This is a genomic window from Microbulbifer sp. MCCC 1A16149 (genome assembly GCF_050368945.1).
Taxonomy (GTDB): domain Bacteria; phylum Pseudomonadota; class Gammaproteobacteria; order Pseudomonadales; family Cellvibrionaceae; genus Microbulbifer.
On record NZ_CP185959.1, the window covers coordinates 2546211 to 2558955 of the forward strand.

The following is a 12745-nucleotide window of genomic DNA, read 5'->3' on the forward strand; positions in this document are numbered from 1 at the left end:
ATTCCGCAACTGAATGCCGAAGGCGCAAACCTGTGCGGGTAGTTATACCTAATGCCGCACTAAGTTTAGTTCAAAAAAAAAGCACCGGGCTTTTGGCCCGGTGCTTATGGCGCCCAAAAAGTGGGCTGTTTATGGTGAATTTACCTACAGATCATGGTGTCCATTTTGAGACCAGAGATCTCTCATCGGGTCATCCATATCCGGAGGCAAGTTGTCGGGTGATTCTCCCGGATCAAACACTTCCGTCAGACTCTGCCCGAGGAAGCTGCTGGAACCCAGCCCCGGTAGAGAATCATCATTAAAGAGATCCTCGACCAAGTCCTCGAGAGTCAACGGTTGCCCGTCACCATCCTGGTGATGGGAATCCGAGTCTCCGCCATCCGACGTACTGCTTTCGGAAAGTTCAGCCAGGCTGATCACATCTTCCAGAGCATCCTCCAGCTGATCCTGGATCGACTGTTTCAGTGCCTGGACCTGGTCTTGATCAAGTCCATGCGCTTCACCCATCTGATCCAGCTCTGAAGCGAGCTCTGCAGACATAAACCCGGATGCATCACTTTCCGTCTGCATCATCATCTCATCATCGTCACAGAGATCTTCAAGCGCGACAGTTTCGACACCCGGACCACCCACATTTCCGGCCATATTCACTGGCCATCCATCGACTTCAGGGTCTCTCGGGTTTCCGTCTCCATCGTAATGCTCGTTACCTGCTTTGATGATGTACTCGCCGACGACGTCCTGACCGTACTCTTCTTCGATACAATCTATGAGCGTGGCCGGATGTGTCGGATCCTTGATGTCGTCATCATCTCCATACTCGACTTTGACGACTGTTCCATCTTGCAGCTCAAATGCAGCGTACGAAATACCATTGGGTAGATCCTCTGGCTCTTCGTCACTGTCACCGTCCGCATCTGCATCGGCATCACCGTCTGCATCTGCATCGGCATCACCGTCTGCATCCGCATCGGCATCACCGTCTGCATCCGCATCGGCATCACCGTCCGCATCCGCATCGGCATCACCGTCCGCATCCGCATCGGCATCACCGTCCGCATCCGCATCGGCATCACCGTCCGCATCCGCATCGGCATCACCGTCCGCATCCGCATCGGCATCACCGTCCGCATCCGCATCGGCATCACCGTCCGCATCCGCATCGGCATCACCGTCTGCATCCGCATCGGCATCACCGTCCGCATCCGCGTCGGCATCCGCATCGGCGTCTGTATCCGCATCGGCATCGGCATCGGCATCACCGTCAGCATCCGCATCGGCATCACCATCTGCATCCGCGTCGGCATCCGCATCTGCGTCTGTATCCGCATCGGCATCCGCATCGGCATCACCATCTGCATCCGCGTCGGCATCCGCATCGGCGTCTGTATCCGCATCGGCATCCGCATCGGCATCACCGTCTGCATCCGCGTCGGCATCACCATCGGCATCTGCATCCGCATCCGCATCCGCATCCGCATCCGCATCCGCATCCGCATCCGCATCCGCATCCGCATCCGCATCCGCATCCGCATCCGCATCCGCATCCGCATCCGCATCCGCATCCGCATCCGCATCCGCATCCGCATCCGCATCCGAGTCGGCATCAGCGTCACATTCGATGTCAATGTCAATGTCTACGTCTATATCGATCTCGCAATCACCATCTTTGTGACTGCCCGTTTTATCGATGTCTACGTCAATATCAATATCGATGTCATAGCCATGCAGATTGAGCTCGTAACTGTAGCTCCAGTCGGCGTCGCCATCGGCATCTGCGTCTGCATCTGCGTCTGCGTCTGCGTCTGCGTCTGCGTCTGCGTCTGCGTCTGCGTCTGCGTCTGAATCAGCGTCCGCATCACACTCGCAGTCAATATCAATATCGATGTCGATATCGATATTTATGTCGCAGTCAGCGTCTGCATCAGCGTCGGCATCAGCGTCGGCATCAGCGTCTGCATCCGCGTCTGCATCCGCGTCGGCGTCGGCGTCGGCGTCGGCGTCGGCGTCAGCATCGGCGTCAGCATCGGCATCCGCATCGGCATCGGCATCGGCATCGGCATCGGCGTCAGCATCGGCGTCGGCGTCGGCGTCGGCGTCGGCGTCGGCGTCGGCGTCAGCATCGGCATCCGCATCGGCATCCGCGTCAGCATCCGCGTCAGCATCCGCATCGGCGTCGGCGTCGGCGTCCGCGTCCGCATCCGCATCCGCATCGGCGTCAGCATCCGCGTCGGCATCCGCATCGGCGTCGGCGTCCGCGTCGGCATCCGCATCGGCGTCCGCATCGGCATCCGCATCGGCATCTGCATCCGCATCCGCATCCGCGTCGGCGTCAGCATCCGCATCGGCGTCGGCGTCGGCGTCAGCATCCGCATCGGCGTCGGCGTCGGCGTCGGCGTCGGCATCAGCATCGGCGTCGGCATCCGCATCGGCGTCGGCGTCGGCGTCAGCATCGGCATCGGCATCGGCATCGGCATCGGCATCGGCGTCAGCATCGGCGTCGGCGTCGGCATCGGCGTCGGCGTCGGCGTCAGCATCGGCGTCGGCGTCGGCGTCGGCGTCGGCGTCGGCGTCAGCGTCTGTATCCGCATCGGCATCCGCATCGGCGTCTGTGTCCGCATCGGCATCGGCATCCGCGTCTGTATCCGCATCAGCATCCGCGTCAGAGTCCGCGTCTGCGTCGCCATCCGGCGGCGGCGGCGGCGGTGGCGGCGGCGGTGGCGGCGGCGGTGGCGGCGGTGGCGGTGCCGGTGGCGTTGGCGGTGGCGGCGCCGGTGGCGTTGGCGGCGGCGGTGCCGGTGGCGTTGGCGGTGGCGGCGCCGGTGGCGTTGGCGGCGGCGGTGCCGGTGGCGTTGGCGGCGGCGGCGCAGGGGGGGACGGAGGCGGCGGTGGAGGTGGAGGTGGCGGGTTATATGCCTCGAACGTAGAACGATTATCATCGTTATCGTAAGAAGCCGCTATCGCCCCTATTCCCAGCGCCGCGAGACCGGCCCATACCCATGGGCAAACAACTTCACCAGTGGGGGGGATCACTCCGGCGACATCCGCCCCACTACTGACCTGCGCCATTGAAAATATGGAACCATCGACACCCTGCTGAGCGAGTAATACCTCACCCGACTCTGGATCTTCGATAAAAAGATCACTCTGGGTACTCGACGCATCCGCGAGGTAAAAATTTTCAATCGTTATGACTTCACCTGATGCGAGCTGAACAATCAGATCGTCACCAGACCTAGAAAAGGAAAGTATGTCTTCCTGCGCCATCGCCAGCTTGACGAATCCTGGAGAGTCTAAAACCACTGTCGTGGAATCAAACGAACTCAGGACGCCGCTCGACTTGTCGACTACTTGGGTTTGCATCCTGCCTACCTGCTGTTTTCCCTACATCCTCAGATGAGGCCCTGACCAAATTCAGTGATCCAGTATTCCCAACTCACAAACCGCGGGTATACTTTTCACCCATAGCGATCAATTTTTAATCAATCACAATTCGGTATGGATCACTTATTCGGCTTTTTCAAGTCAGAGGCGTGTGACCAGACAATTGAATATATGTATGGACAATTTTTGCAGCGCCAATATAGAGATTTCAGCGATACAAATTCGACACCCGTCACAGTTTATGCGGAACTTTTAACGGATGCCGGAGGGCGCCCCAACGGAAGGAAGACATTTGCGTCTTTACAGAAAATTCGCCGTCAAAATTTCATGCAAGCGGAAACTTTGCGGAGATTGAAAGAAAAAAGGCCCCGGGTTGCGGGGCCATTTCAACGGTCGATTGGCTTTAGGGTCGGCAGGGTCAGGCGGCGGGCTTTGAAAGCGCCGCTCCTTCCCGATCAGCAATATCACCCATCTCCAACCTGGCTTCATGCATCTCTGCGTGTACTTCTGCAAGCTGGTCCGGCTGCGAAGGATTAACCGGCAGGGTCCGATTTAACTGGCGGCTGTAACGATAGAGGATTAACACGAAACCACACAGAACAAACATGCCCCAGTAAAGCGCGCTACCACCGGCCCACTCGATGATGAATCCCCCCGCCAAAGGCGCACTCGACCATCCGAGGGAATAAAAGGAAGATGCACCGAAATAACTCCCTCGCAAATGACTGGGAGCCATTCTGTCTACCTGAACGCTCATATTGGGAAACAGAATTGCCTCTGCAACACTCACTATAAAAGTTGCGCCCAACCATCCATAGAGCCAATCGATCGGGTTCAGCGCGAGCCAGACCTGCCCTGCCGCCAGAATGATAATCCCGACCATCATGCGATTGTTGACACACAGTGCCCGCATCAATCGCAGCAGGGGAAACTGCAACAGCACGATCGTTAACGCATTCACCAGAATCATGCTGGATATCAACCCGACCAGTGCAGGCGCCTGCATCTGGGTCAGGTATTGCACCAGACTCGTGTCCATGTGTGCGTATATGAACAGCGCGAGGATATTGGCAAAAACAACCACAAGAAAAACCCGATCCTGGCGCAGCACCTGAACCGTACTGGCGAAACTGGTCTCTGTATGCTTCTGCGCCGAAGCGTGTTTTCCAGCAACCGAATAGCTAAATGCCCAGATAAACGCCAAGCACAACAGCAGATAACTCACTCCGGTGAGTCCAAAGGTGGACTGCTGTGCACTGATGCCTGCCCAGACGCCAACAATCGGTCCGAGCGCCGCGCCCACGTTGATCAGGAAATAGCGAAACTGTAACGCCAGTTCGCGGCATTTTTTATCGGGGACCAGATCGCCGAATAACGCGCCGGCAGGTGGTTCCCAGATCGCACGGCCGATCGAACACAGGGTGATCGAAAGAACAAACGTGGACAGGCTTTCCGCCACGGCCAGTATAAAAAACGCCACTGCATTGATCGCTGTCCCCAGGATCAGGATATTGCGTCGTCCATAGCGATCCGACATGGCACCAACGTAAAACCCCAGTAGAGCGGACGCCATGGCGGATACACTGAGAATGATCCCGATATTTCCCGGGCCCAGGGCAAACTTTTCATGGAGGAGGATTGCCAGAAACGGCCACACCATAAAATAGGTGCCGCGCCCAAAGAAACTGCCTATCAATACTATCCATATCAAGGGCGGTAAGCGGTAAAGAGATTGCCACCATTGCCTGTCCATCGCCGATTTCTCCTAAATTCACGGCATAAAAAAACCCGGAGGGCAGAACCCTCCGGGTTTTTCCTGGGGGGTTTGACCAAACCCTCCAGCACACTAAATCAGTTCACTGTCAGGTAATCATATCGCGCACTCGGATCGCCACAGCAGAGCACACAGCAGTAGTTGCCGGGTGTTTACGCAGGTGCTTGGCTAGCATTTTTACGGACATCAGACGCGGAGATGCAATCATTACGGTCGGGGCTTTACTGGCACCACCTGCAAGATCCGAAACTGCGGAAACACTTCCCTGGCAATTGGAACGCGACCAACACATACACGCAGAGACAGAGCTGAGTGCGCTCTGCCAGCGACATTCGGTCGTTAGTTTCAAGCCAAAAGAAAGGTTCACAAGGTTCTCACAGAGGGTTATCAAAAAGGATGTCCGTCAGGTGCCGGAAAGCTGGAATGGCAACATCTTGACAGGATTTTTTTATCATATCTGAGTTTGTATTCATTGCAACCGGGTTGCTCGGCTATTTCGTATTTTTTTACCGGGAAATAGTTTGGTCACAATCAGGCAGAAACCCTTACCAATATGACAACTTCTATACTGAGTCTAATGTACGCAGCCTGCGTTTCAGGCTGCCAGTATAGTGTTTTAGCTGAATGGAAATGGATACTTCCCGCTATGCCCAACTCTGGTCTCCCCACTTCTGGCTCCAATATCAACGTCGCCAAGACCGCGCGCTCTTCCACGCAGCACCCCGTCGTCAATGCCCCCTGCGGCGCCCTGCAAGGCAAGTTGGACCCGTCGGGCCAGGTGCAGCAGTTTCTCGGTATTCCCTATGCGCAATCTCCACTGGGGGAAAGGCGCTGGCAACCCCCTCAAAAAACTGGCCGATGGGAAGGCGTACTTGATGCCACTCGGTACGGGATGCCCGCACCACAAAACCCCTCTCCCCTGTTCGAGATCAAGGGCCCCAATGGCGAGGAGCCCGACAGCGAGGATTGCCTTTACCTCAACATTTACACGCCGGCAGCACCGCAGCAGGAAATCCTGCCCGTCATGGTTTGGATACATGGAGGCGCCTTCTATCTCGGCTCAGGTTGCCAGTCCCTATACAACGGGAAGTATCTGGCTGCCAGCGGTCGTGCGATTGTCGTCACGCTGAACTACCGACTGGGGGCGCTGGGTTTCCTGCGACTGAGAGACTGCTGTGACATCCCCGCCACAGGTAACGAAGGACTACTGGATCAGATCGCCGCGCTGCACTGGGTTCGCGAAAATATAGCGGCATTTGGCGGCAACCCGGACAACGTTACCCTGTTCGGAGAATCCGCAGGCGCCATGAGTATCGCTTCCCTGTTCGCGGCCCGGGGAAGTGATAAGGAGCCATTGACAGGCCAACTGTTCCATAAGGCGATCGTGCAAAGTGGAAATCCCGGTGTCTTCCACACCCCGGAAAGAGCCGCACAGCTGGCCGACAGATTCTGCGCAGAGTTGATGGCGCAACGGAACGGGAAGCCCTTACAACAGCCCCCGACCACCCGCGAGATACTCCAGGTGCAGGAAACCCTGTTAAACGCCCCCGATACCGGTCCTCAGTGGGGGCACCTTCCTTTCAAACCCGTACTGGATGGAGACTTGATCATACAGTCTCCCGTGGACGCCCTGCGCCAGGGCGCTGGCGCCGAAGTTTCCATAATGGTGGGCAGTAATCGCGACGAATGGAACCTGTTCAGCGCAGCGCGTCCGGAAACCCTGACGTTGGATGACCAGCAGATTCGCAGGCACCTCCAGTCTATTCTTCCCGACCACCTGCTGCCCCCGCTACTGGATCACTATCGCCGGCGTGCAGAATCCCAGACGGAAAACCCCTGGCCACTGTGGAGCTGCACCTGGAATTTAATGCTGACCGATATGGTATTTACTGTTCCCGGGTTGCGCCTGCTTAAAGCCCACCGCGGAAAGCGCTATCACTATCACTTTGCCCAGCCACTCAATGCGCAGCCCTTACTGGGCGCCTGCCATGCCGCAGAACTCGGCTACGTTTTCGGTACCCACGACGATGCCTCGTTACAGCACTTGTATGGTGGCCAGAATGAGCCACATATCCTTAGTGAAACCATGCGCAATGCATGGCTGAACTTTGCCGAATCCGGTAATCCTGGCAGCGACTGGCCCGGATTCGAACAGGGCCATTGCCGTAATTTTGGCGAGGTAGATTCTCCCCTGGATGTGGATACACTGCACGAACTGTGGGAGGCCCTCGAGGATACAAAACTACACGGCCTGCTGTAACGGCAGTGCGTTAACACTTTCCGGATGCAGCACACAGTCCCCTGCTCGATCGGTTATGATGGAACCAGTGCCTGTAGACCTTTTCGTATACGGGCAGCCTGATTAAAGAGTGCACCAGGGAGACCCGAGTTTTGCATAAGATCATTCTTGTTCGTCACGGAGAAGCCGCAAAATCCGCTACCGATGCGGATCCAGGGTTGACGGAGCGCGGCCAGCTGCAGGCCCAGCAGCTGGCTGCCAACCTGGACAAACACTTTCCCGAAGGACAGGGCGTGCGTCTTGTAAGCAGCCCCAAAACCCGAGCCATTCAGACGGCCCTACCGATCGCTGCACGCTGGAAACAGGAAATAGAAGAAGAGCCCCGGGTAATCGAGATTCCCTCACCGCAGGGTATGCCCCTGGCGCAGCGAGGACACTGGATTAAAACATTACTGAATGATGGCTGGGATAGCCTCACACCGGCTCAGGTTCAGTGGCGGAACACGGTAAAGGATTACCTGTTGGGACTGGGGGAGCAGAGGGGGAACACCGGTAATGCACATACCACGCTGGTGTTCTGTCACTTTATGGTGATCAACTCGGTCATTGCGGATATTCGCAATGACCTCAAGGTGGCTCAGTTCCACCCGGATTACACATCCCGCACGGAGTTGAGCCTGGCTGATGGGACGCTGAAAGTTATTGAGCTGGGAGATGAGCGGGATATCGATAACCTGGTTCAGTAGTAAGACACTGCCGACAATCCGTTATCTACATCCCGCCCTATTTTCAATACCCTCGTAAAAGCCTCAGGAGAGGCTTTTACTGACCACTTCATATAGATCCCGGGAAAGCTCACCGCTTTCATTGATACGCCGCAAGGCCGCGTGAATCTGCTTGGATTCCTGTGCCCGGTATCTTTTCCAGCGAGTCAGCGGGGTCACCAGCCGTGAGGCGATCTGTGGATTCAGCTTGTCCAGCGCAATAACCTGTTCGGCAAGGAAATCGTAGCCACTACCGTCTTCCCGGTGAAACTGGGAGAAATTTCGCATGGCAAAACCGCCGATGACCGAGCGGACCTTATTCGGGTTTTTCAGTTCAAATGCCGGATGTTCCATCAAGGCATGCACACGTTCCAGGGTACCGAAACTCGCGCTGCTGCTTTGCAGTCCAAACCAGGTTTCCACCACCTGGGTATCCTGCTGCCACTGTTGATAAAAAGACTCCAGATTCTCTACAGCCTCGTCTCGTGGTGCGTATTCCACCAGGGCGCCCAACGCCGCGGCGACATCGGTCATGTTCTCGTCCCGCTCAAACTGCGCCTTCGCTATTGCCAACCCGTCCTGATCCCCATCGACACAGAGATACGCAAGACAGGTGTTTTTCAGGCTGCGCTGTGCGATGTCATCGGCACTGGGCTGGTAGGGCTTGCGCTGATCCAGCTGCTGGTAGCGGTTGAGGAAGCGCGATTTCAGCGCGCTGGCAATGGACGCTTTGGCGAAATCCCGCGCGGCGATGATCGCATTCGCATCGATAGACTCGCCGTGCTCCGCCAGTTCCTGGGCACTGGGTAACGCCAGCATTTTGGCGACCAGCGCTGGATCCAGCGAGGTGTTATCGAGTACTGCGGCGTACCCCTTTATCAACGCCTCGGGTACCTGCATTGCACCGTTTTCACGGTACTGGCGCTGGAGAAATTGTAGCGTATTCAGAGCCAATCTCTGGCAAGCATCCCAGCGGTTGAAGGGATCCGTATCGTGCTGCATCAGAAACTGGAGTTGTTCTACGCTGTAGCCAAAATGCAGTTTTACCGGTGCAGAGAAACCACGCAGAAGAGAAGGCAGCGGCTGTTCTGCTATACCGTCAAAGTGGAATTCCTGGGCGGACTCGGTGAGGTGCAATACCGTCTCCAGCGCGCCCGACTCATCCAGTGCGAGTGGGTTACCGCTCTCGCCGAGCAAGCCAACAGTCACGGGAATGTGCAGGGGTTGCTTGCCTTTCTGCCCCGGGGTGTCTGGTGTGTGTTGCCGGATCGTCAGCGTGTAGCGAGCCGCCTCAGCATCATAAGCGTCCGTCACTTCCAGTACCGGTGTTCCCGCCTGACTGTACCAACGGCGGAACTGCTTGAGATCGGCACTGTTGGCATCTTCCATTGCGGCAATGAAATCTTCACAGGTCACCGCACACCCATCGTGCCGCTCGAAGTACAGATCACTGCCACGTCGGAAGGCGTCGGCACCGAGTATGGTGTGTATCATCCGCACCACTTCCGCGCCCTTCTCATAGACCGTGAGGGTATAGAAGTTGGAAATTTCCATATACGAATCAGGTCGCACCGGATGGGACATGGGCCCCGCGTCCTCGGCAAACTGTGCGGTACGCAACAGGGTCACGTCCTCAATACGCTTGACCGCGCGCGAATTCATATCTGCGGAAAACTCCGCGTCACGGAACACCGTAAACCCCTCTTTCAGGCTCAACTGGAACCAGTCTCTGCAGGTCACCCGGTTGCCGGACCAATTGTGGAAGTACTCGTGGGCAACGATGGATTCAATACGCTGGAAGGCGGCATCGGTGGCTGTTTCCGGGCTGGCCAGCACGCAGGCGGAGTTAAATATGTTGAGCCCCTTATTTTCCATGGCCCCCATATTGAAGTGGTCCACAGCCACGATCATAAAGATATCGAGATCGTATTCGCGCCCGTAAACTTCTTCATCCCAGCGCATGGAGTGCTTGAGAGAGGTCATTGCATGGGCGCACTTGCCAATATTGCGGGGTTCGGTGAACAGCTGCAGTTTTACCGCGCGACCACTGCTTGTGGTAAAGGTGTCTTCCACGTATTGCAGATCCCCCGCGACCAGGGCAAACAGGTAGGAAGGTTTGGCAAACGGGTCTTCCCAGGTAATGCGCAGGCGACCGTCGTCGGTCGTACCGCTATCGACATTGTTACCGTTGGAAAGCAATACCGGGAATGTGGCGGGCGCGACAATTGTGGTGGTGAATACGGACATAACATCCGGGCGATCCGGGTAAAAGGTGATCTTGCGAAACCCTTCCGCCTCACACTGGGTACAGTACATGCCATTGGAGAGATAAAGCCCCTCCAGCGATGTGTTGGATTCCGGCGCAATGCGGGTCTGTACTTCCAGTTCAAATTCAGGCTGCTCAACTGCCAGTGAAAGGCCGCCGTCCCTTTCCTGATAGCGCTGCGCCGGCAGCAGTTCGCCATTTTCGGCAATGGATAGTAATTCCAGGTCCACCCCATCCAGCCACAGTGGCGGCAGGGATTCACCGACTGTCGCCACCGCTGGGTTGCGGCGTATTTTCAAGCGGGATTTAACCAGTGTCGCGTGCGGGTCCAGGTCAAACGTCAGCTCGGTCTTGTCCACCAGGTAGTCCGGTGCCCGATAGTCAGACAGATAAATCGTGCTGGGCTGGGAATCTCTCATTCTTTACAGTCTCTTGTGTACCTCCGGGTGGCGCTGGGCCACCCGACTTCCATTAATTGTATTGCGAGTCCGAATTCTTTACCGGCAACGGTTCAGTAGCCAGCGGCCTGGCCGTCCTTGCGACTTTCGGAAGCCCCCTGATACACGCCGTTGTCGGCTTTCAGAATGGCCTGGTAGCCGCCATAGGGACCGCTCTCAAAACGCACCTGATGGCCCATCTGGACAAGTTTGCGTCGGGTCTCCATGGGGAAACCATCTTCGAGGCTCAGGTATCCACCATCTTCCATCATCTCATCGGTGGGCTGGCTGGAGCCGCTGTGCAGAATGCGCGGTGCATCACCCGCCTCCTGCACGTTCAATCCGAAGTCCACCATATTGATAACAATCTGCGCATGCATCTGCGGCTGGGTGGCACCGCCCATCACCCCGAAGCTGAGCCAGGGTTTTCCCTCTTTGGTGACAAACGCAGGGATAATGGTATGGAAGGGGCGCTTACCCGGCTGATACTGGTTGAAGTGCCCCTCTTTCAGGCTGAACATTTCTCCACGATCCTGCAGGATAAATCCGAGATCGCCAGGCGTCATACCCGAACCCATGCCGCGGTAATTACTCTGGATCAGGGAAACCATGTTGCCGTCTTTATCGGCGGTGGTCAGGTAAATGGTGTCGCCGTGGCGCAGGGCCACATTGCCCGCGTCGTAACGTTTTGCCGCTTTTTCAGTATTAATGAGCTTGCGGCGTTTATCGGCATAGGGCTTGGAAATCAGCTCTTTAACCGGCAGCTTGTTAAAATCCGGATCCGCGTAATACTTGGCGCGATCCTCAAACGCCAGTTTCTTGGCTTCCGCGAACAGGTGTACATATTCCGGGCTCTGTCGACCGAGCTTTTTCAGGTCATACCCTTCGAGGATGTTCAGGATCTGCAGTGCGGCAATGCCCTGCCCATTGGGCGGCAGCTCCCATACATCATAGCCCCGGTAATTGGTTGATACCGGTTCAATCCAGTCGGACTTGTGGCTGGCGAGGTCGTCGTAGGAGAGAAAGCCGTCATTCGCCTTCATATAGCGATCTATTTCCCGGGCTATATCTCCTTTGTAAAAGGCATCGCGTCCGCCATCGGCAATCTTCTGCAATGTCTTTCCGAGGCGCGGATTACGAAACAGTTCGCCTTCTTTAGGTGCGCGGCCATCCGGCATATAGGTCTCGCGAAAGCCGGGAAACTTTTCCAGAATAGGTACGGATCGGTTCCAGTAGTAGGCTACCAGCTGAGTGACCGGAAACCCTTCGTTGGCGTAGGCAATCGCGGGGGCGAGAAGCTCCGCCATAGGTAATTTGCCGAACTTATCATGCAACTCGAACCAGCCGTCTACGGCGCCCGGCACCGAAACGGGTAATGGTCCGTGCGAGGGAATTTTGTCCAGATTATTGTCGGCAAAATAACTGAACGGCAGCGATTTCGGCGATCGGCCACTGGCGTTCAGCCCGTGTAACTTCTTGTCGTCGGCGCTCCAGACAATGGCGAACAGATCACCGCCAATGCCATTGCCGGTTGGCTCCATCAGCCCCTGTACCGCATTGGCAGCAATCGCCGCGTCTACCGCACTGCCGCCCTTTTTCAGGATATCCAGCGCCACCTGGGTGGCGAGGGGCTGGCTGGTGGCGGCCATACCGCGTGTCGCCAAAACCGGGGAACGGCTGGCGAACCCTTCGCCATTCACGCGGTCATACGCATTGACACTGCTGACCAGAGACAAGGTGCCCGCAAGCGCCACAATGGCTGTTGTCAGGCTAAACCCGCTTTTTCTGTACCCTGTACGTAAAACTGTCATCATGGATTTCACAATTACTGCCCCTGTCGTTATTCTCAGAACAAGTCTCTACGTTTAGTCGATGATTCTC

General features: G+C 56.5%; 6 protein-coding genes. 2 read left to right on the top strand and 4 right to left on the bottom strand.

Annotated elements, in window-relative coordinates:
* Positions 1-144: 144 nt before the first annotated feature.
* Positions 145-3363 carry a BapA/Bap/LapF family prefix-like domain-containing protein gene (locus tag ACONT6_RS10790; protein ID WP_428818531.1) on the bottom strand — a complete coding sequence of 1073 codons (3219 nt, stop codon included), beginning with the start codon at positions 3361-3363 and terminating at the stop codon, positions 145-147.
* Between the two features lie 439 nt (positions 3364-3802).
* Positions 3803-5137, bottom strand: a complete 1335-nt coding sequence (locus tag ACONT6_RS10795; RefSeq protein ID WP_428818532.1) for an MDR family MFS transporter — start codon at positions 5135-5137, stop codon at positions 3803-3805.
* Positions 5138-5804: 667 nt separating this feature from the next.
* Here ACONT6_RS10795 and ACONT6_RS10800 point away from each other — a divergent pair.
* Positions 5805-7418 (top strand): carboxylesterase/lipase family protein, encoded by a 1614-nt coding sequence (locus tag ACONT6_RS10800; RefSeq protein WP_428818533.1) that lies wholly within the window; start codon positions 5805-5807, stop codon positions 7416-7418.
* A 131-nt stretch (positions 7419-7549) separates the two neighbouring features.
* Positions 7550-8143, top strand: a complete 594-nt coding sequence (locus ACONT6_RS10805) for a histidine phosphatase family protein (RefSeq protein WP_428818534.1) — start codon at positions 7550-7552, stop codon at positions 8141-8143.
* Between the two features lie 63 nt (positions 8144-8206).
* On the opposite strand, the gene pepN is transcribed toward ACONT6_RS10805, so the two are convergent.
* Positions 8207-10846 carry an aminopeptidase N gene (pepN, locus tag ACONT6_RS10810; protein ID WP_428818535.1) on the bottom strand — a complete coding sequence of 880 codons (2640 nt, stop codon included), beginning with the start codon at positions 10844-10846 and terminating at the stop codon, positions 8207-8209.
* A 92-nt stretch (positions 10847-10938) separates the two neighbouring features.
* Positions 10939-12678, bottom strand: a complete 1740-nt coding sequence (ggt, locus tag ACONT6_RS10815; RefSeq protein ID WP_428818536.1) for a gamma-glutamyltransferase — start codon at positions 12676-12678, stop codon at positions 10939-10941.
* Positions 12679-12745: the final 67 nt, after the last annotated feature.

Bases quoted from the DNA above. Each gene is read 5' to 3' on its own strand.
- ggt (WP_428818536.1), bottom strand. From the start codon at position 12,678: ATGATGACAGTTTTACGTACAGGGTACAGAAAAAGCGGGTTTAGCCTG.
- ACONT6_RS10800 (WP_428818533.1), top strand. From the start codon at position 5,805: ATGCCCAACTCTGGTCTCCCCACTTCTGGCTCCAATATCAACGTCGCC.
- ACONT6_RS10795 (WP_428818532.1), bottom strand. From the start codon at position 5,137: ATGGACAGGCAATGGTGGCAATCTCTTTACCGCTTACCGCCCTTGATA.
- ACONT6_RS10790 (WP_428818531.1), bottom strand. From the start codon at position 3,363: ATGCAAACCCAAGTAGTCGACAAGTCGAGCGGCGTCCTGAGTTCGTTT.
- pepN (WP_428818535.1), bottom strand. From the start codon at position 10,846: ATGAGAGATTCCCAGCCCAGCACGATTTATCTGTCTGACTATCGGGCA.